Consider the following 20,821-nt stretch of genomic DNA (forward strand, 5'->3'; position numbering starts at 1 on the left):
CGTAAATGTGATAACGTATACCCTGCACGGTTTTTTTACAGTAATTGTTCGTGTTTTAATCAACACGCTATTTCAATTTCAAACAAAACCCATATATTCAAGACTTATATCCCTTTTTATTAGTAGTTTCCAGTTGAGGAGTTAACAATGAGCATAGATAGCTCAAAAGTTGAATCTGTCGCGATACTTGCGCGACTTAAAGTAAATGAACACGAACTACCCGACTATGTGAATAGCTTGTCGAGCATTCTTGACCTTGTTGACACCATGCAAGCGGTTGATACCAGTAATGTAGAGCCCTTAGCTAATCCATTAGATGCTTCTCAACGGTTACGCGCGGATGTCGTCACCGAATCGAATCAACGCGACGCTTTACAAGCCAACGCCCCGAAAGCTGAGCAAGGTTTATTCCTTGTCCCTAAAGTTATTGAATAATAGAAAGGTTTATCATGTTAAACAAAACCCTTAAACAACTTTCTGATGACCTACATTCTGGCAAATACAGCAGCGTTGAGCTCACTCAAAGTTACTTAGATGCAATAAAAGCAAAAGATTCTGACTTAAATGCCTATGTCACCGTGACAGACGAAATTGCCCTTGCCCAAGCAGCCGAGGCAGACAAGCAATTGAAAGCAGGCAATGCCGGGCCTTTAACCGGTATACCTATTGCTCACAAAGATTTATTTTGCACTCAAGGCGTAAAAACGACTTGCGGTTCAAAAATGCTCGATAACTTTATCGCGCCATACGAATCAACCGCCACCAGCAACTTAAAAAATGCCGGAATGGTCATGCTGGGTAAAACCAACATGGATGAATTCGCAATGGGCTCATCTACCGAAAGTAGCTTTTATGGCGCAACCAAGAACCCTTGGAATACCGATTGTGTACCAGGAGGCTCCTCGGGTGGGTCTGCAGTAGTCGTAGCAGCAGGCACAGCTCCCGCTGCTCTAGGAACTGATACTGGCGGCTCCATTCGTCAGCCAGCAGCGTTTTGCGGTATTACCGGTTTAAAGCCAACTTACGGTCGTGTTTCTCGCTGGGGTATGGTGGCCTATGGCTCGTCATTAGACCAAGCAGGCCCAATGACTCAAACCGCCGAAGATGCGGCGATGATCATGAACGCCTTAGCTGGCTTTGATGAAAAAGACTCAACCTCAATGGACAAGCCAGTTGAAGATTACACCGCGTCGCTTAATAACTCGATCAAAGGCTTAAAAATTGGTTTACCGAAAGAATTTTTCGGTGATGCACTCGATGAAGGCATTCGCAAAACCATCATGGATGCCGTTAAGCAATTCGAAGCCATGGGCGCTATAGTTAAAGAAATTTCGTTGCCGCGTACCGAACTTTCGATTCCTGCCTATTACATCATTGCTCCCGCCGAAGCATCCACCAACTTATCTCGCTACGATGGCGTGCGTTATGGCTATCGTTGTGAAGACCCGAAAGACTTGAACGATATGTACATGCGCTCTCGCTCTGAAGGTTTTGGCGCGGAAGTTAAACGTCGTATTTTGGTTGGCACCTATGCGTTATCTGCCGGCTATTACGATGCATATTATCGTAAAGCTCAACAGTTACGCCGCCTTATTAAAAATGACTTTGTCGCTGCGCTTAACGATGTCGACGTCATCATGGGGCCAACTACGCCTTCACCCGCGTGGAACCTAGGCGCCAAAAACCAAGACCCAGTTTCTATGTATCTAGAAGATATCTATACCCTGTCGGTTAACCTTGCCGGCCTGCCGGGCATGTCAGTGCCTTGTGGTTTCGTTGATGGAATGCCCGTGGGCTTACAAGTAATCGGCAACTACTTCGAAGAAGCAAAGCTGCTTAATATTGGCCACCAGTTCCAAAGTGCGACTGAATGGCACACCCGCAAGCCACAAGTTTAAGGAGTATAGATATGCAATGGGAAACGGTTATCGGGTTAGAAATTCATGTTCAGCTTTCAACCCAATCAAAAATATTTTCTGGTTCAAGTACGCAGTTTGGTTCAGAACCTAATACACAAGCCAGCGCAATTGACTTAGCCTTACCGGGAACATTGCCCGTTTTCAACGCAGAGGCACTTAAAAAAGCCGTTGCCTTTGGCTTAGCCATTGACGCTGAAATTGGTAAAACCTCGGTCTTTGATCGTAAAAACTACTTTTACCCTGACCTACCAAAGGGTTATCAAGTAACCCAAATGGATCATCCAATTGTCGGTATTGGTCATGTTGATGTTACCACAGAAGATGGCGAGCACCTGCGTATTGGTGTCACCCGCGCGCACCTTGAAGAAGATGCTGGTAAGTCATTGCATGAAGATTTTGCAGGGCATTCTGGTATCGATTTAAACCGAGCCGGCACGCCGTTATTAGAAATTGTATCAGAACCTGATATTCGCAATGCCAAGCAAGCCATTGCTTACTTGAAAAAGATTCACAGCATCATTACTTATATCGGTATTTCTGACGGTGACATGTCGCAAGGCTCAATGCGCTGTGATGTGAATATTTCATTACGCCCGAAAGGCCAAGAAGAATTTGGTACTCGTACAGAGTTAAAAAACCTCAACTCTTTTAAGTTTATTGAAAAAGCGATTCATACCGAAGTTGAACGCCAAATGGACATATTGGAAGATGGCGGCACCATTACGCAAGAAACTCGCCTTTACGATGCCGATAAAAATGAAACGCGCCCTATGCGCAGCAAAGAGTTCGCTAACGATTATCGATACTTCCCAGAACCAGACTTACTGCCAATACTCATCGATGATGAGTATATCGCACAGGTAAAATCCGAGCTTCCAGAGCTGCCTGACGCAAAAGTAGCGCGCTTTAAAGCTGAGCTAGGCTTAACCGATTACGATGCCGATGTGTTATCTGCAAACCGAGTCATGGCCGATTACTTTGAACAAGCTGCAACGGTATCGGGTGATGCCAAGTTAGCAGCAAACTGGTGCATGGGTGAACTATCCAAATTCCTAAACCAGTCAGATATTGCCATTGAAAACTGCCCAATCAGCGCTGATAACTTTGGCCAGCTCTTAGCACGCATCAAAGACAATACCATTTCAGGTAAAATCGCTAAGACTGTGTTTCAAGGGATGGCCGATGGTGAAGGCACCGCCGATGAAATAATCGACGCAAAAGGCTTAAAGCAAGTCACAGACACTGGCGCTATTGAAGCCATGGTCGACGAAGTCATTGCAGCGAACCAAGGCCAGTTTGATGAAATGAAAGCAGGCAAAGACAAGCTGATGGGCTTTTTTGTTGGTCAGGTGATGAAAGTCTCTAAGGGGCAAGCCAATCCAGGGCAAGTGAATCAAATCATTAAGACGAAGATCAACGGCTAAGTGTTATCGCAAGGAAGCTTCGAACTCGACCGAAGTATAGGTAACCTGTGAAATATAAGCACCTGAGTCGAGGTATCGTAAAAATAGGACGTTCATTGGCATGGATGCCAATGACGAGCCCCCATGGACGGGTTTACGGCGCTCCTATTTTTACGGTACCTCGACTCAGGTGTAGCCTTGCTGCTGCAGTAACTCTCAGCCGTCTTTTTCCTTTCAATCCTCGAACACTGTTAATTCTGCGCTAAAAATAAATAACCTTTGAACTCAATCACAGCCTTTAAAATATTTTAATTTTGCCATCAGTTTGAAACCCGCAAGCTATGCCGCTTCTGCCAAAGTCAACACCCTAAAACACAATTTATGGGTATTTTAGAGCTTCACACTACTACAGGTAGTGGTTTAGAATGTTTCGCAACACAAGTACCAACCAATCACCTTTGAGCATTAGAGGCGCTTAGCATGACGGATAACACACAACTGGAACGTGACAACTGTATTAAAATTGACCACCAGCCTGCATCATTAGATATTTGGGATGCAAAGTATCGCCTCAAAAATGCCCAAGGCGAAGCTGTTGATCAAGATATGAAAGGAACCTTTGAACGAGTCGCGCAAGCGCTGTCCTCCGTCGAAAAAGGCAAGAAGAAGCAACAAGAATGGCAAGAGAAGTTCACTTGGGCGCTTGAAAATGGCGCTATCCCTGCTGGCCGTATTACCTCTAATGCCGGTGCTTTAGCGCACAAGCCTGCAACCTCTACAATCAACTGCACCGTGTCTGGCACCATTGAAGATTCCATGGACGGCATTTTAGCGAAAGTACACGAAGCAGGCCTTACGCTTAAAGCCGGTTGTGGTATTGGTTATGAGTTTTCAACGCTACGCCCTCGTAACGCCTTTGTTAGTGGTGCTGGCGCTTATACCTCTGGACCTTTGTCGTTCATGGATATCTATGACCGTATGTGCTTCACCGTATCCAGTGCGGGCGGCCGCCGTGGCGCACAAATGGCGACTTTCGATGTCAGTCATCCTGATGTCATTGATTTTATTAAAGCCAAGCGCGAAGACGGCCGATTACGTCAGTTCAACCTATCTTTACTTGTGACAGCTGAATTTATTGAATCGGTTGTTAACGATTCTGATTGGCCTTTAGTTTTCCCCGTCAGCGAAGCTGAAGTAAAACGTGACTCCTTAGATGTAAATGACCCAAGCCAAATTATTTGGAAAGATTGGCACGTAAAAACCGGTTATATGCAAAACGAACAAGGTGAAACCGCCTGTCGTGTTTACCGTGTTATTAAAGCGCGGAACTTATGGAACATTATTATGAGTTCCACCTATGACTTTGCTGAGCCGGGTTTCATTTTGATCGACAAAGTCAATGAAATGAACAACAACTGGTTCTGTGAAACCATTCGTGCAACCAACCCTTGTGGCGAGCAACCTCTTCCGCCTTATGGCAGCTGCCTATTAGGGTCTATTAACCTGACTCACTTTGTAGAGAACCCATTTACCGAGCAAGCTCGATTCAACTGGGATAAGTATCGCAAAGTTGTAAACATATTTACTCGTATGTTAGATAACGTTGTAGAGATCAACGGCCTACCGCTAGAAGGTCAACGTATCGAGATTGAACGTAAACGTCGCCATGGTATGGGTTACTTAGGTTTAGGCAGCACCATCGCCATGCTGCAAATGACCTACGGTGACGAAAAGTCAGTAGACTTTACTGAAGAAGTTACAAGAGAAATGGCTGTTTCTGGTTGGGAAACGGCGTTAGAGCTGTCTAAAGAAAAAGGCGCAGCGCCGATCATGGACGAAGAGTTTGAAATTACGCATGAAATGACTCGCCAACGTCCTGAGCTATTACAAGACGGCTATCAAGTAGGTGATAAGTTACCAGGCCGTATTCTGCATGCAAAATACAGCCGTTATATGCAAAAGCTGGCCACCGTTGCTCCTGATCTAGTCAGTGAACTTGCTTTAACGGGCGCGCGCTTTACGCACCACTCGTCTATCGCACCAACGGGCACCATTTCATTGTCGATTGCTAATAACGCCAGTAACGGTATTGAGCCAAGCTTTGCACACCATTACAGCCGTAACATTATTCGTGAAGGTAAAAAGTCGAAAGAGAAAGTCGATGTCTTCTCGTTTGAGCTTCTAGCCTACCGTGAGTTAATTAATAAAAATGCGATGCCGTTTAGCCAAGATCCTACGGAAAAGCTACCAGACTACTTTGTGTCCTCTGATACAATCAGCCCGAAACAGCATGTTGATATTCAGGCTGCATCACAGTTATGGATTGACTCGTCGATTTCTAAAACGGCTAACATTCCAACTGAATACCCGTTTGAAGATTTCAAAGATATTTACCTATATGCCTACGAGCAAGGCTTGAAAGGCTGTACAACATTTAGATTTAACCCAGAAGCGTTCCAAGGCGTCTTAGTCAAAGAAGAAGACTTAGAAAATACAACTTATCGATTCCAACTTGAAGATGGCTCAAACATCGAACTCAAGGGTAACGAAAAAGTAGAATACGACGGCGAAGAACATACCGCCGCCAACCTATTCGATGCGCTCAAAGAAGGCTACTACGGGAAGTTTTAAGGATGACTGTTATGAAAAAAATCGATCAAAAAATTGTCGGCTACGATGTCGTAACGCCAGAAAAAAAAGCGGCACAAGCGCAAAAAGATGCACAAGCTAAAATTGAGCAAATGCATGAATCGGTTGAACGTGCAGAAATGCTTATCGGTTCAACTTATAAAATTAAGACGCCAATGTCTGAGCATGCCATGTACGTGACCATTAATGACATGATTTTAAACGAAGGCACTGAACACGAAGTTCGTCGCCCGTTTGAGATATTCATTAACTCTAAGAACATGGAGCATTATCAGTGGGTTGTTGCTCTTACGTTACTCATTTCAGCGGTATTCCGTAAAGGCGGCGATATTACCTTTATTGTTGATGAGCTAAGTGCCGTGTTCGACCCACAAGGCGGCTACTTTAAACGTGGCGGTAAATTTATGCCTTCTTTAGTTGCAGAAATTGGTGACGTAGTAGAGAAGCATTTGAAAATGATCGGCATGATCAAGGATGATGGCTTAGATGAGCACCAGCAAAAGCTTATCGCCGAGAAGCGCGCGCAATATGAAGCCGCTGCGGCGCCTAAAGTAAATGACAGCGCTTCAACCAATGGTGAGTTTCCAGCCGATGCCCACCTTTGCAAAAAGTGCAATACCAAGGCCGCGATTATCATGGATGGCTGCTTAACTTGCTTAAACTGTGGTGACTCTAAGTGCTCTTGATGGATAATGGCCTGTTCACTTAATCTGACCATGTCGATGTGCTGCAACGTTTACAACATACGTTGCGGCTCATTGCCAATTACTTCACTCGCATCCGCCGTCTAACTTTTCTGGAATGAAAAAGAGCAGGCGTGATAACTGCAATGGCAATGATCACCAATAGCCATGTATAGTGATTTTCAAACATCTGCCAACGCCCTATTTCTGCAGCAATGTTGTTGTTGACTTGCTCTGCATAAGCGATAGTTCCAATGGCTGCGTTTTTGGCAACAGAAAAGCCGTTACTCATGGCACTGTCCCAACCCAGCGCGGTTAACGAAGCATACGCTTTATATGCGATAGATGACGCGCCAAAGGCGACCAACCCGATCGCAGCCGTACCACAGGCAAAGAGTCCAATACCCACATTACCTACGGTAAATACCCCTACAGAGATGATTCCAACACTGATCGGAGCCACGGCGAGTCCGCCCCATGCCATTAGTATTCCATAAGCTTGACTTCCAGTTGCGATCCATCCGATTGCGGGATTGTTTTTGTGCTCTGACATGCCAAATTGAAAGTGGAATAAAGGGATACCTAACAGAGAATGCTTTGAACGCAACTCCCTTCGCTTCGATTCAAGTTTATCGATAGGGTGCTTAAAAGCATCCGGCTCAAATATTCGTTCTTGTGCCCTGAGTCTACGGGTTGAATTAAACATAAGCCTAACCAAAATAATGTTCCCCAATACGAAAGCCAGCACACTTAGATGTGACATCACGGTTAAAGTCAGTGCTGCCTCTTGAGTACTCAACGCCCATTTTTTAAAACCCAGCACCGCGACTATGTACAAGCCCGTTAATGCCAAAAAGCCTAAAACAACTTTTAAGGCAAGCTTTCGCTCGCGGTTAGTTCTCGATTGATCAAACGCAGCTCTTAATCCCAAAAAAGAACTGATCAATCCCGAGGAAACGGCTAACAACGTAGCTTGTGTAGACAGCGTCACCATCGAGGAGCTTTTTACCGCTCCAGCTGCTAATGTTGCAGCTTTTGCAGGCGGAGCCAGCGTACTAATTGCAGACATGACTCCTGAGGTAAAAACTAAACTAGGCATTGTACGCTTTAGTCCGTCTTCTACGAACTTCAACATGGCTTGTTTTAATAGCTTTCGTCCTCTAGATAAGCGTTGCTTGACGGTGTCAATGGATAGCTCCAACTCATTCGCTACCGTCTCAATCGATTGTTGTTGCCGGTAAAAAAGAACTAAAGGCTCGCGATAAGTTTCATCAATCTCACTCAACACCTGCCACATTAAGTCTTGCTGTTGTTGATTAATGTGCTTTTGTTCAAGTTCAGAATTTTGATCAGCTATCTCATTCTCTAATGTATATTCGTCAGCAAAATCAGTTGGTTGCTTACTCGACTTTCGAAAGTGAGCGCTAATTCGAAAACGAAGAATGCCGCATAACCAAGCCTTTAATTTTCTGGGCTCCTCCAAGCTGGCCAAACTCTTCCAAGCTTCAATAAAAACCTCTTGCGCTATGTCTTCACTGAGTTGGATCTGTCCAACCGATGAATAGGCTAATGAACATAGTAAATTTTGGTATCGATCAACAATCTGACAGAACGCATCACGATCGCCACCTAAACTAAACATAACTAGGTTTTCATCTGTAACTATAGCGCTCAATTTTCGTTTATTAAAAAGATTCATGCATTTTCTCCACAGTCATCCTCAGTATGTGTCTTATAAGCAAAAAAGGTGACAATTAAACTAAAAAAACCTCTTTTTTTTACATTATTTAAAAAAATTCTGTTTATTTGTCACCTTTCTTTCAAGCGCCAACACTTAAGTATCAACACTTACTGATTTGTCCATGGACCAAGATTATGAAACTTTCACAACTGATCATTATGGCTCTTATCGTGTTCCTTGCTACATTGGCTTCGGCTGAAATACATACACCGTTGATCCTGCAATGTGACCAGTTTCTTTCCAAACTTTATGAATCGGTACTTTATTTATCTGGGGCACCAAATTAAATGACCTTTATTCATTTTATCGCAGGGTTGGTTCATGCGGCACTTTAAACGCTTAACACTAGTGTTTTTCGCAGGTTTTGTAGGTCTGTCAGGATGCACGCTGCCATTACCTTCATTGGCGCCCGATATAGATGAGGAGCTCGGTCGGGCAATTGACATAGGGTTTGACGGTATTATCGTCCATGTCAACCAGGCCGGAAAGACCGCCTCATATTCTGCAGGGTGGAGCGACAGAGAAAACCTAGTCCCGGTCAACCCCTCTTCTTTATTCAAGATAGCCAGTATCAGTAAGCTTTATGTCGCAGCAGCAACCACAATGTTGGTGGCGAATAAATCGCTATCATTAGATGGCACGCTAAAAGGCTATTTGCCTGACGTGGCACACCGAATAGAAAATTCATCAGACATTACGCTTCGAATGCTACTTCAACACCGCAGCGGCATTCCCGACTTCGTTTACCATCCTGAGATTAATCAGGCTAAAATAGTTGACAACGACGACACCTATCCGTTTGTTTTAGACCAACCAGCAGATTTCAGGCCGAATAGCCGCTACGGCTACTCTAACAGTAACTATTTCTTAATTGGTGCAATTCTGGACACTGTCACAGATGGCAGCCACCATCAGTTTATTCGCAATGAAATACTTACGCCGCTGAATTTAATGAACACCTACTTGCAGCTTCGCGAAGTAAACTTGAGTGAGGTTATTAAAGGCTATGTCATTGGGGACGATGATGGAGATGTTTACTGGCAAATGGAGCATGTTCAACCCAGCGGCTCGATGGTGGCTTCAGCTGAGGATGTTGCCGTATTTGTTAGAGCACTGATAGATGGCACCCTATTAACAACCAACGAACAAAAAATCTATTCGTCTGTCTACGAATACGAACACACCGGCTGGCTTCCCGGTTACACGAGCATTGTTCGATACCACAGTGACATCGATGCCGTGGTGGTGATGTTTGTGAATACCTCATATGGTCAACTCTTTTGGCTCGATCTTGAACGAGTTTATGATCGTATCGTTCGAGTGTTAGAGAATAATCCACTATGAAACATTATTTGAAGCTCTCTTTGTTAGCAACACTCCTGTGTTTAGTACCATTTTCTGTTGCTTTTGCTGATTCCAACCCGCATAAACATAAGTTTGGCGTTGCAACAAACGCTGCAATGAATGGGCAAGTGTTACCTTTACGCTTGATCACAACTGGGACCTATTCTCATGGCTTAAATCAGTTCGAGCTAGGTCTTGGCATTCATCCGCTCATCCGGCAAGAGCTAGGCCTTATCAGTGCTGACTTCAACTATAAAGTGTTTCCGAACGGACGAAGCAACAAGTTCAACCTTTACCTGATGGGGAATCTGACTTACATCTCGACGCGTCGTGAAACCTTTTTTCCTACGACTTTTAACTACCTGTTCCTTCATGCTGGGTATGGTATTGAACTATCCGCGACTGGCGGGTTTTACTTAGACACAAACGTGAGTTTTGGCGGATTCACCTACAGCAAAATTTCTGAAAACCCAGCGAGTAGCTTCCTCGATGCACAGAGGCTATTCGAGGACTTTGGCACCAGCATCAACTTACAGATTGGCGCAGGCTGTCGGTTTTAAAAATTTAGACCGTAAATAAAAAAACAGTCATAATGCTATTTGCTCGTACCTAGGGTTTTCCTTGTGCAATTTTTTTGGCTTTTTCAGCAAACTCTTGAAAAACGACATAAAGCTCTAATGGGGATCTAACTTTGAACGGCACATCTAAGTTTAGCAGTGTAAAAGCAAGCCAATCTAAGCGGGATGTTGTCTGGGAATACAAAACGCCCTCATCAATGGATTCGAGCGACTGAACCTCAGTTGGTAATAGACTTCTAGCTCGTTCAATTGATATTTGCAAAACAATTTCCACATCAAAACTCATTTGCAGATGAGATCTCGACTCCATAACGCAGCGTAAGACATCAAAATCACTCGGTCTGATAAACTCTTTTTCAGTCTTAGCAATGGCGGCCAAACGATCTAAACGAAACGTTCGTATGCCTTCGCGTAGATGGCAATAACCTGAGACGTACCATTGCCCTGCAACAAAGACCATCCCATATAAGTCCACTTCTCGAACAGACTGTTCGCCTGCTTTGGCTGAATAAGTCAATTGGGTTGTTTTTCGTTTTTTAATGGCATGTTCCAATAGCCAAACAAAGTCACTCTTTAAGACCTGAGTTGCAGACAAATATGAGGGGTTATGTACTTTAATTAAATCATCGAGTTCATTGACATGGCAGAGCAATCGCTGAGGTAACACTCGTATTGTCTTCGCCAATGCAGATTCAACGGCAGCAGCGTCAATGGGGAAGTTCAATTGCCTCATTGCGATTAACCCAACAACAAGTGCGCTTGCTTCTGAGTCATTATAAATGAGTGGCGGTAAACGACTACCACGCTCTAGCCTATACGCACCGAGTGGTCCCCGCTCAGCTGCAACGGGTATCCCCATATCTTGTAGCGACATCACATACCGTCTAACCGTACGAATATCTACTTCGAGTCGATGAGCAAGCTCCTTTCCATTGATTGAGCTATAAGTTTGCAGAAGTTCAAGAACGGTCAGCAGGCGTAAGGTAGGTGAATACACATAAAAATCCTTTTATTTTTTAAATAGGGCCAATATTGACCTATTTATAGATTACTGTTCTAACAACTCAATCACAAGCAAGAATCAGTTTTCTTTGGTGATAGGTTTTTCAAGATGTTGCAGACAACAACTTAAACTCTAAGCAAGACATAAACCGATTTAACCGATAATTTTGAATTAGAAAGGATGAATACAATGAAGACTATAAGAGTAAATTCTTTAGCGAGCTTCCCAACCCCGTCACTTATTGCTGTCAATGGTATCGAGCTGGAGGTATTTGAAGCAGGCCAACAGAATAAAGGGAACCCAATAGTTCTATGCCATGGATGGCCAGAACATGCCTTTTCTTGGCGACATCAAATACCCGCGCTTGTAGCTGCAGGCTACCATGTCATCGTTCCTAATCAACGGGGTTTTGGCAACTCTTCTTGTCCTGCTGCGGTTACTGAGTATGACATCACACACTTAACGAGTGATCTTGTTGGGTTGCTGGATTATTTCGGTTACAAAGATGCTGTGTTTGTTGGTCACGACTGGGGAGCTAACATTGTATGGGCGTTGTCGCTACTCCACCCTAGCCATGTCAAAGGTGTGATCGCCTTGGCTTTACCTTATCAATTACGCGGCGACAAACCTTGGATTGAACTGATGGAAGAGTTTTTTGGTAAAGATAACTACTTTGTCCATTTCAATCGCCAGCCAGGTGTTGCAGATGCAGTGCTAAATAAGCATACCACTCAGTTTCTTCGTAATTTATTCCGTAAGAATGAGCCAATACAGCCACCCGTATCAGGCATGTTGATGATTAATATTGCAAAAAATGAACAGCCGCTCGGTGAGCCGATTATGTCACCCAATGAACTCTCAGTTTTCATTAATGCATTTGAAAAGACTGGCTTCACGAGTAGCATAAACTGGTACAGAAACCTTGACCGTAATTGGCATATATTAGCCGAAGTAGATCCTATAATTCTTAAGCCAGCACTGATGATATATGGAGATCGAGATTCAATACCGAAGTTGGAGTCACTTAAAGATTTTGTACCAAACGTTGAGATCGTCAGCTTAGATTGCGGTCATTGGATTCAACAAGAAAAACCTACTGAAACCAATCAAGCGATTATCAATTGGCTAGAACTAAATAATGAGCCGTCGTGAAACCTTTTTCAACAACCTATCGGCGAACAATTGATTCTATTTAAGAAGTGGCTCACGCACACCATATTAGCTTTAAGAAACTACGACTTAAGGCTATTTAAAATTTTATAGGCCGCTATACTCAAGCCATGTGGTGATTCATTCGTTAGTAACAACTTTTAGGTAGGAAATAAATATGAAGATAACAGCGATTTTTTCTGGCATGGCCATTGTACTTCTCGTTAACTGTAGCTCGTTTCAAGAAGTACAGTCCAATGTCAATGATGTTAGCCTTAATGAATTGCCCGAGTCGACAAATACCATCACTGAAAAGTATTGGAAGCTAATTGAACTTAAAGGGCAAAAAGTAACTATCTCACCAGGCCAGGAAAAAGAAGCTCACTTTGTTTTACACACAGAAGCGAGTAAACTGGCTGGTTATTCTGGCTGTAACGCATTTTTTGGTGAGTACACTTTATCAGAAGGTAATCGCATTCGTTTCGAGAACTTGGCATCAACTATGCGTGCATGCCCAGACTTAAACGTTAGCGAACAAGAATTATTTCAAGTATTTGGCATGGTAGATAACTACACCATCCACAATGACACTCTGCAACTTAACATTGGCCGTAGAGCTCCATTAGCTGTATTTAACGCTGTTTACTTTTAACCAATATGGTAATAATTCAAGCTAGCCTGGCTGAATGTCCTTCAGGCTAGCTCTCACTTACTCCCTACTCCGAGCAATCAGCCTAACTTCGCTCCAAACGACCAATCGAACGAATATCATTACCTGTCGGTGCTTCATGCACTCTTAGATCAAAGGCAGGCATGGAAGCAAATACATGGTCAAAAATATCGGCTTGAATATTTTCATATTCACTCCAACTCGTCGTATTTGTAAATGCATATATTTGAATCGGTAAGCCAGCGGACGTTGGCTCCAACTGCCGAACCATCAGAGTCATATCTTTATGGATATCGGGACGAGCACGCAAATAGGTTAAAAGGTATTGTCGAAAGGTACCTATATTCGTTAATCGACGACCATTGATTAATACCGACATATCAAGATTTTTTGATTTGTTTTCGCGCTCTATTACTTCAATTTTTTCTTGTAAATAGGCATCAATTAGTTCAGCTTTAGTTAGCTCACCAAGCAATTTTTCATCGAGAAATTTTATGCTGCTTGTTTCTATTAAAATACTTCGGCTAATTCTACGTCCTCCTGACTCCGTCATGCCTCGCCAATTCTTAAACGAATCAGAAATTAATGCGTAGGCTGGGATGGTGGTTATCGTTTTATCCCAATTTCGTACTTTAACAGTCGTTAATGCAATATCAATTACATCACCATCGGCACCATACTTCGGCATTTCAAGCCAGTCGCCTACCGACAGCATATTGTTGGCAGATAATTGAATTCCCGCAACTAGACCGAGAATAGGGTCTTTAAATACCAACATCATGACCGCAGATAAGGCACCTAGACCACTGAGTAACAACAGTGGCGACTTTCCAATGAGCAGGGCAATGGCGAGTAGCCCCATTAAAAGCGTGGCTATGAGTTTTATCGTTTGTAAAATACCTTTTATTGGAAACTGTGCACTGCTAGATCGACGATTAAAAATGCCCTGAAAAACATCTAGGATAGAGAACAACGTCAAAAGCAAAAACAATAGAACCCATTGATCACTGATGATTTTTATCAAACGGTAGAGGAATGTCTCTTCTTCCAACCACCAGCCAGATTGAATTTGAACAACAGCGCCCTGCACTACAAATGACATGCGGCGGAATAAGTTATGGCTAAATATGGAGAAACTCCAATTGCCTTTAAACTTAGATGTCCACTTCGACAACCATGCGGCCACGTAATTACGCACCACTAAATGTAACAATAAATGTAGCAAAACTGCGAATAGGCCTATCCATAACACGACCAATCCTTGAAACCAAGCATCACTGGAGCCTGGCAAATATTGTAGCCAGGGTGTTACTAACTCTTGAAAGCTGCCTCTTATGTCACTCATTCTAAACAAAACCTCCTATTCATTTTAATCACCCACAAAATGGGTACTCTAACACAAAGCACCCTGGAGCCCTTAGTTGTACTCACAACTGTTTCAGATCAATTACACCTAGTTTATTAGCTGATTTATCACGCAAGGAGTCAAGTTTTGACTATACTGGTCGATACTCAGTTTATATATCCTCTTTAAAGGCTTTCACATGCTTCAGATATCTCTTATACAAAGAGTTGCAATAGGGTTCTCACTAACTTGTGTAATGATTTTCGCCATGGCAGGCTTCTCATTTGTATCAAACAACAAGTTAACCAGTCAAATTGAATATACTGCTTCCACTCTAGGCCAGCTTTTAGATAATGCGAATACATTGCTCTTGAATGTGCAAAATGCAAACCGAGCCGTAATGCAACATGCCAACGCAGATGACCCTGAGTTGCTAAGTAACCTTAGACAAAACTTCGAGACTGCAACTCTAGAATACGCAAAAAACCTTCAGCTAGTTCTTTTAAAACTTGACGGCTTGCCTAGTTTTCAAGGGAACGTAGGCGATTTAGATTCATTAGCAAAAGAAATTTTCAACCTTTCTCGACTTCACTTAGACCTTCAAGACACCAAAGTTGCTGCGAGAGTTAACGCCATAATAGAACTTGAAGATTTCAATGGAGAATGGTTGTTTTTTGAACAAGATATTAGTGCGATCATATCAACAGCACAGCGCCAAAATGCCGACAGCGCTATATGGGATTTAGAATTCATTTCAAGGCAAGCAAACAGTGCCCAGTCTTTTATTCAGCAAGCTCTAACCATTACAGACCCTGAACGCCTAGTTAACGTTGAGTCTGAGTTGATGAACTACCTAGGCGGCATTAACGATAAACTCAGTAATTTATCCTCAAGCCTTCCGTCAGCAGTTGCTGAAGTTAAACAAATAGTCGGGCTAATGGATCGGGCAATCGCATCTGAAGAGGGTTTATTTCAACGTCATAAACTTTATGTTCAACTTAACAATCGCAGCCAAAATGAACTCGTTAATTTAGCTGATTTAGTAAATTTGGCGTCGGAAAACATGTCCTACTTTGTCGCTGAAATTCGAGAATTAACCGACATCGCTGTTGTCGATGCTAAGGCGCAAGCAAGCTTAGCCAACCTTCTGGGCGTTGTTTTATTTTTAGTTTCGTTAGTCATTTCTATTTCAATAGGTTTTAACATTTTTCGCTCAATTCGTTACCCTCTGTTAGGCATAATGGACGCATTAGATAAAATTGCCAATGGTGACTTGTCTCAACGAATTGATAAAAAATACGGTTCAGAAATGGGGCTCATTGCAGAACATATTAATCTTATATCCGATCAACTCAGCCTATTAATTTCTAAAGTACAAGAATCGGCAATTACCATTAAAGATGTTTCACAAAAAAGCTATGATATGAGCCAACAAACTAACTTAAATGTTACTGCGCAGAAAGAACAGACCATCTCAGTTGCCGCAGCGGTGACAGAAATGGAAGCAGCGGTCTTAGAAGTGGCTTCTAATGCCGAGCAAACTAGTGCAGAAGTAACGAGTGTGACTAATTATGCACAACAAAATATAATCACCATTAGTGAGAACGTTGAGTTTGTTGAACAGCTTAAAGCATCTTTAGATGAAGCCTCACAAGTAATTAATTCTTTATCAGATGATAGTCAAAAAATAGGTGAAGTTCTCAATGTCATACAAAGTATTGCTGAACAAACAAACCTATTAGCGTTGAACGCGGCTATTGAGGCGGCAAGAGCTGGCGAGCAGGGTCGTGGCTTCGCTGTCGTCGCCGATGAAGTGCGTTCCTTGGCTAACCGCTCTCAGTCGTCAGCGGATGAAATCAGAGAAATGATATCTGCCTTACAGGCTAACTCCACTAAGGCGGTTAAAATTGTTGAAGATAATGTCAGCAGAGCGGACTTATCGGTCGAAAAAACGCAGGCAACTTTCCGCTCATTAAACCGCATGGTTACCAGCCTAGAGCTTGTGAATGATATGAGCAGAACCATAGCAACAGCATCTGAAGAACAAAGCGCAGTGGCAAAAGAGGTAACACAGAATATCGTGCAAATTTCAGACATGTCAGAAAATATTGCGCTTAACGCGAAATTAGGTTCGGACAACGCAAATAAGCTAAACGAGTTATCAACTACCCAGAGTGAGCTAGTTAACAAGTTTAAAGTTTAAGCATGTCCTCCTTGGCCCGACAATACAGCTTGGTCAATACCAAGCTGTAATAAGGCTTGCCGATACTTATCTTCGTTGGCGGTAAATATTATATCGGTATTAGCTTCGACAGTTAGCCAAGCATTATGCTTTAACTCTTCCTCTATTTGCCCTTTGGACCAACCGGAATAACCTAAACAAAACATAAACTCATCTGGTCCACTCTCAGTCGCGATATCGACTAATATATCACGGCTTGTTGTTAGGCACATATCGTCGTTTTGTATTGCGCTGGCCCAGCTTTGTTCGCGCCGACGGTGCAATATGAAACCTTGCTCGGGCGTCACAGGTCCACCATGATAAACGGCTAAATTGCCTACCTTTTCAGCAAACTCTGAAATATTAGTTGCTTCTAACACCTCATGTAAATCAACCCCGAGCGGCCGATTTATAATGACACCTAAGGCACCATCCTCGTCGTGGATGAGAATATAGGTGACCGTACCCGCGAACACAGGGTCCCCCATATCAGGCATGGCAATTAAAAAATGCCCTGTTAAGTTTAATACTTGCTCTGTCATGCTCTAGCCTTACCAATATCGAACAAGGAGACGGTTTCATTGCCCGACTCAGGGTGTGGAGGAATCATTTGACTGCAAATTAATGACAACAATGCAAAGCCAGCACCTATGTAGAAAACCAACTCTGGAGACTTCAACCATACCAACCCTAGCACAGCGGGCAACACTACCGCAGCAATGTGATTAATGGTAAAAGAGACCCCAGCTGAAGACGCCATATCTTCAGGGTCTGCTACTTTTTGAAAGTAAGTTTTTATTGCAATTGCGAAGGCGAAAAATAAATGGTCAAGCACATAGAGTCCTGCTCCAACCCAAGCATTTTGAACTAAGGCATAGCTTACAAACACAAAAAACAACCCAGTGTACTCTATCGTCAAAGCCTTACGCTCGCCTACACGGCCAATCCAAGAGCCTATTTTTTTTGCAAATAACATATTAAAAAAATGATTGATTAGCAGAAGTAAAGCTATTTGCCCTGCACTGTAACCAAATTTTTCTACCATCATAAAAGCAGCAAATACCACAAATATTTGTCGCCTAGCACCACTTAAAAACGTAAGCACATAGAACAACCAGTAACGTTGTTTAAAAACTAATTTTTTCTGCTGCGGTGTCCTAGCTTCAAAGACAGGAAACCTAAATATCATGTAGCACACCAAAAGCAACGTTAACCCACCGAAAACCGCGTATACCCATTTATAAGAGACACTGTAAAAGTCGATCATTAACCAGACACCGCCAAAGGTGAAAATGGCAGCAAAGGCTTTAATAGACATCGCTTTGCCCATAAATTCTGCAGCACGCTCCTTAGGCAGCCATTGCAAGGTCAGCGATTGATTAATTGTTTCAAAATAATGAAAGCCAACAGACATAATGATTGTCGTTACATATAAACCGAGTACGCTTGGGAAAAAACCGGTCAAAAACACACCCACCCCTAAAGTAAATAACGATATCACCGCAAATCGCTGCTCACGAATAAACACCAACACAAAAACGGCGGTAAACGCTAAGAAGCCGGGCACTTCTCTTAAACTTTGTAAAATACCAATTTCACGACCTGTAAACTGCGCGACTTCAATGGTGAAATTATTCAATAAGGCCATCCATGAAGAAAAAGCAATTGGCATCGCGAAGGCTATGAGCAGTAAAAAGTGTTCACGCTGTTTTTGGTCGGTGGTCATTTAAAATACCTTATAAAGGGTTGCACACGCTGCATTGTGTACTCTTAGCATAGTTGAATTTTTGAAACTCTAGAGATTTTGCGTCCCAGGTAAGCAATTGTTGCGATAACGGCTGGCCAAAGCTCAATAAAATTTTGATCACTTCTAGCGCGGCCAATGAGCCCATCGTGCCGACAACAGGGCCAAGAACACCGGCCGTAGTACAACTTATTTCGTCATCGTCAGCTTCTGGGTATAAGCATGCAAAACAAGGTGACGTTTCAGAATTAAACAGGAAACTGGTTAATTGGCCGCTTAAGCCAATCGCAGCAGCGGAAACTAACGGCGTTTTAAGCTCACAACAGACACTATTCAAAAGATAGCGGCTAGAATAGTTATCGGTTCCGATTACGACGACATCGGCAGCACCGACCAACGCATGTGCGTTCTCTAACGTAACATCATATTCCAATGCATTAATTTTAACATCGGGATTAAGCGCACGTATCCACTTCTGGGCACTGGAAACCTTCGGTTGCCCTAGCGTTTCTATAGAATGGATGACTTGTCGTTGTAAATTTGTCTCTTCCACTGTATCTGCATCGGCCAACGTTAAGGTTCCGATACCTGCGGCAGCTAAATACTGAACGATGGGGCTACCTAAACCACCAATGCCAACAACGAGGACATGCGATGCTAAAAGCTTTTCTTGCCCTGTTATATCGACATCATTAAGTAAAATATTACGAGCATACCTAAGTAATTGGTCATCGGTTAAAGACATTATTTTCTCATCATCGGCTGCATGGTTTTACATTAGGCTGAAGTGTAGTTTTTAGCCATAAAAAAGCCCCGACCAGTCACTGGCAGGGGCTGCTCTACTAACGCATAAAAACTTAATTACTCAGCTGGAACAGCTTCTGCCAATAAAGTTTGTAGTTCGCCTTTATCAAACATTTCTGAAACGATATCGCAGCCACCAATAAGCTCGCCCTTGACCCACAATTGTGGAAAAGTTGGCCAATTCGCATATTTTGGTAATTCTGAGCGAATATCTGGGTTTTGTAGAATATCGACATAAGCAAAACGCTGGCCACAGGTCATTACGGCTTGAACGGTTTTAGCGGAGAAACCACACATAGGCTGATTCGGGTTGCCTTTCATATAAAGTAAAATATCATTCGCGGCAATTTGTTCTTTGATGCTCTCAATTGTATCAGTCATAAAACCTACTATTTTAGTCAGTTAATTTTGTCTATTGTACTGATTCCCGCTGTTTCAACAAGCTTTGCAACCAACAACTGCCACTTTGTGAATAGATGTTCGGCATTGCGTTAGATTGTGTGCTGTATAGCCAAAAATGCGATTGCTGAATGGCAAGTCACCGTGATAGCCTTATTCGCTTCCTTTAAAATAGTTGCACACTGGAGCACTAAGATGTCTGTTAGACACTTCCTAACCTTGAATGACCTTTCTCAATCTGAAGCATTGAGCATTATCGACCGCGCAAATGAGTTAAAAGCAATGCACAAAGCTAAAACTGTGTTTGAGCCGTTAAAAAACCGGGTATTAGGAATGATCTTCGAGAAATCTTCTACGCGTACACGGGTTTCCTTTGAAGCAGGCATGACTCAACTTGGCGGCTCCGCTATATTTTTGTCATCGCGCGATACGCAGCTAGGCCGTGGCGAGCCGATAGAAGACAGCGCGCGTGTACTATCTCAAATGGTCGATGCGGTGATGATCCGAACTTTCGAACACGAAAAAATTGAGACTTTTGCTCAATACAGCACAGTCCCAGTGATCAACGCCCTGACCGATGATTACCATCCATGCCAACTGCTAGCTGATATGCAAGCATACATTGAAGCCCGCGGTAGCATTCAAGGTAAAACCGTTACCTGGATTGGCGATGGTAATAACATGTGCAACAGCTACATCAATGCCGCAATATTATTCGATTTTAAATTGAACATAGCCTGCCCTGAAGGCTACGAGCCTATGGCTGAGTTAGTAAGAAAGGCCGGTGACCGCGTAACCATTACTCGCTCTATTGCAGACGCCGTTAAAGGTGCTCACTTAGTAACGACTGATGTTTGGGCCAGTATGGGCCAAGAAGAAGAAACCAAAGCGCGTTTAACCGCGTTTGCAAACTATCAAGTATCTCCTGCTCTGATGGATACAGCCGATAAAGACGCCGTATTCTTGCATTGCTTACCCGCACACCGCGGAGAGGAAGTCAGTGAAGATATGCTTGATGACCCTCGCTCTGTAGTGTTCGAGCAAGCTGGGAATCGACTACACGCGCAAAAAGCCTTATTAGAATTTTTGATACTCAACAGTTAAGTCCTTTTGAATAAATGACTCATAAGTGCACCTCGAACGCCTAGAGGTTCACTTATTAGGTCAGA

18 protein-coding genes are annotated in these 20,821 nt (G+C 43.1%); 11 read left to right on the forward strand and 7 right to left on the reverse strand.

Annotated features, from left to right (window positions below):
* Nucleotides 1–147: 147 nt before the first annotated feature.
* The 5 genes from gatC (at nt 148) to ACI882_RS08730 (ending at nt 6,657) form a co-directional block, all read left to right on the forward strand.
* The gene (gene gatC, locus ACI882_RS08710; protein ID WP_411744014.1) at nt 148–435 is read left to right on the forward strand and encodes an Asp-tRNA(Asn)/Glu-tRNA(Gln) amidotransferase subunit GatC; all 288 of its coding nucleotides are present in this window, start codon (nt 148–150) and stop codon (nt 433–435) included.
* Between the two features lie 14 nt (nt 436–449).
* Entirely contained in the window at nt 450–1,898 is a 1,449-nt protein-coding gene (gatA, locus tag ACI882_RS08715; protein WP_411744013.1) for an Asp-tRNA(Asn)/Glu-tRNA(Gln) amidotransferase subunit GatA, read from the forward strand.
* 11 nt (nt 1,899–1,909) lie between these two features.
* On the forward strand, nt 1,910–3,343 hold the full coding sequence (gene gatB / locus ACI882_RS08720; RefSeq protein WP_411744012.1) for an Asp-tRNA(Asn)/Glu-tRNA(Gln) amidotransferase subunit GatB: 1,434 nt from the start codon (nt 1,910–1,912) through the stop codon (nt 3,341–3,343).
* A 459-nt stretch (nt 3,344–3,802) separates the two neighbouring features.
* Complete coding sequence (locus tag ACI882_RS08725; protein WP_411744011.1) at nt 3,803–5,953, forward strand: adenosylcobalamin-dependent ribonucleoside-diphosphate reductase; 2,151 nt, start codon at nt 3,803–3,805, stop codon at nt 5,951–5,953.
* 11 nt (nt 5,954–5,964) lie between these two features.
* Nucleotides 5,965–6,657 (forward strand): NrdJb, encoded by a 693-nt coding sequence (locus ACI882_RS08730; protein WP_411744010.1) that lies wholly within the window; start codon nt 5,965–5,967, stop codon nt 6,655–6,657.
* A 79-nt stretch (nt 6,658–6,736) separates the two neighbouring features.
* Here ACI882_RS08730 and ACI882_RS08735 read toward each other — a convergent pair whose 3' ends face one another.
* The gene (locus tag ACI882_RS08735; RefSeq protein ID WP_411744009.1) at nt 6,737–8,353 is read right to left on the reverse strand and encodes an RNA polymerase sigma factor; all 1,617 of its coding nucleotides are present in this window, start codon (nt 8,351–8,353) and stop codon (nt 6,737–6,739) included.
* Between the two features lie 363 nt (nt 8,354–8,716).
* Between ACI882_RS08735 and ACI882_RS08740 the strand changes: the two genes are divergently transcribed.
* Together ACI882_RS08740 and ACI882_RS08745 are read left to right on the forward strand one after the other, a co-directional pair.
* On the forward strand, nt 8,717–9,739 hold the full coding sequence (locus ACI882_RS08740) for a serine hydrolase domain-containing protein (RefSeq protein WP_411744008.1): 1,023 nt from the start codon (nt 8,717–8,719) through the stop codon (nt 9,737–9,739).
* Nucleotides 9,736–10,299, forward strand: coding sequence for a hypothetical protein (locus ACI882_RS08745; RefSeq protein ID WP_411744007.1), 564 nt, complete (start codon nt 9,736–9,738; stop codon nt 10,297–10,299). Before ACI882_RS08740 ends, ACI882_RS08745 begins: the two co-directional genes overlap by 4 nt.
* A 49-nt stretch (nt 10,300–10,348) precedes the next feature.
* Here ACI882_RS08745 and ACI882_RS08750 read toward each other — a convergent pair whose 3' ends face one another.
* A complete protein-coding gene (locus ACI882_RS08750; RefSeq protein ID WP_411744006.1) occupies nt 10,349–11,314 on the reverse strand; it encodes a helix-turn-helix transcriptional regulator in 966 nt (321 codons plus the stop codon).
* A gap of 195 nt (nt 11,315–11,509) precedes the next feature.
* Between ACI882_RS08750 and ACI882_RS08755 the strand changes: the two genes are divergently transcribed.
* A complete protein-coding gene (locus tag ACI882_RS08755) occupies nt 11,510–12,472 on the forward strand; it encodes an alpha/beta fold hydrolase (protein WP_411744005.1) in 963 nt (320 codons plus the stop codon).
* Nucleotides 12,473–12,647: 175 nt separating this feature from the next.
* Nucleotides 12,648–13,121, forward strand: a complete 474-nt coding sequence (locus ACI882_RS08760) for an META domain-containing protein (RefSeq protein ID WP_411744004.1) — start codon at nt 12,648–12,650, stop codon at nt 13,119–13,121.
* An 82-nt stretch (nt 13,122–13,203) separates the two neighbouring features.
* Here the strand turns inward: ACI882_RS08760 and ACI882_RS08765 are convergent, their stop codons facing one another.
* Entirely contained in the window at nt 13,204–14,484 is a 1,281-nt protein-coding gene (locus ACI882_RS08765) for a mechanosensitive ion channel family protein (RefSeq protein WP_411744003.1), read from the reverse strand.
* A gap of 268 nt (nt 14,485–14,752) precedes the next feature.
* Between ACI882_RS08765 and ACI882_RS08770 the strand changes: the two genes are divergently transcribed.
* Nucleotides 14,753–16,687, forward strand: a complete 1,935-nt coding sequence (locus tag ACI882_RS08770; protein WP_411744002.1) for a methyl-accepting chemotaxis protein — start codon at nt 14,753–14,755, stop codon at nt 16,685–16,687.
* On the opposite strand, the gene ACI882_RS08775 is transcribed toward ACI882_RS08770, so the two are convergent.
* The 4 genes from ACI882_RS08775 to grxD all read right to left on the reverse strand — a co-directional run bounded on the left by ACI882_RS08775 (nt 16,684) and on the right by grxD (nt 19,634).
* The gene (locus ACI882_RS08775; RefSeq protein ID WP_411744001.1) at nt 16,684–17,247 is read right to left on the reverse strand and encodes a YqgE/AlgH family protein; all 564 of its coding nucleotides are present in this window, start codon (nt 17,245–17,247) and stop codon (nt 16,684–16,686) included. The genes ACI882_RS08770 and ACI882_RS08775 overlap by 4 nt on opposite strands.
* A complete protein-coding gene (locus tag ACI882_RS08780; protein WP_411744000.1) occupies nt 17,244–18,431 on the reverse strand; it encodes an MFS transporter in 1,188 nt (395 codons plus the stop codon). The genes ACI882_RS08775 and ACI882_RS08780 overlap by 4 nt, the downstream gene beginning before the upstream one ends.
* 10 nt (nt 18,432–18,441) lie before the next feature.
* A complete protein-coding gene (locus ACI882_RS08785) occupies nt 18,442–19,194 on the reverse strand; it encodes a HesA/MoeB/ThiF family protein (RefSeq protein ID WP_411743999.1) in 753 nt (250 codons plus the stop codon).
* Nucleotides 19,195–19,310: 116 nt separating this feature from the next.
* Entirely contained in the window at nt 19,311–19,634 is a 324-nt protein-coding gene (gene grxD, locus ACI882_RS08790) for a Grx4 family monothiol glutaredoxin (protein ID WP_411743998.1), read from the reverse strand.
* Nucleotides 19,635–19,847: 213 nt separating this feature from the next.
* On the opposite strand from grxD, the gene argF reads away from it, so the two are divergent.
* The gene (gene argF / locus ACI882_RS08795) at nt 19,848–20,756 is read left to right on the forward strand and encodes an ornithine carbamoyltransferase (RefSeq protein WP_411746777.1); all 909 of its coding nucleotides are present in this window, start codon (nt 19,848–19,850) and stop codon (nt 20,754–20,756) included.
* The last annotated feature ends 65 nt before the right edge of the window (nt 20,757–20,821 follow it).

The organism is Reinekea sp. (assembly GCF_046710285.1).
Classification (GTDB): Bacteria; Pseudomonadota; Gammaproteobacteria; order Pseudomonadales; family Natronospirillaceae; genus Reinekea.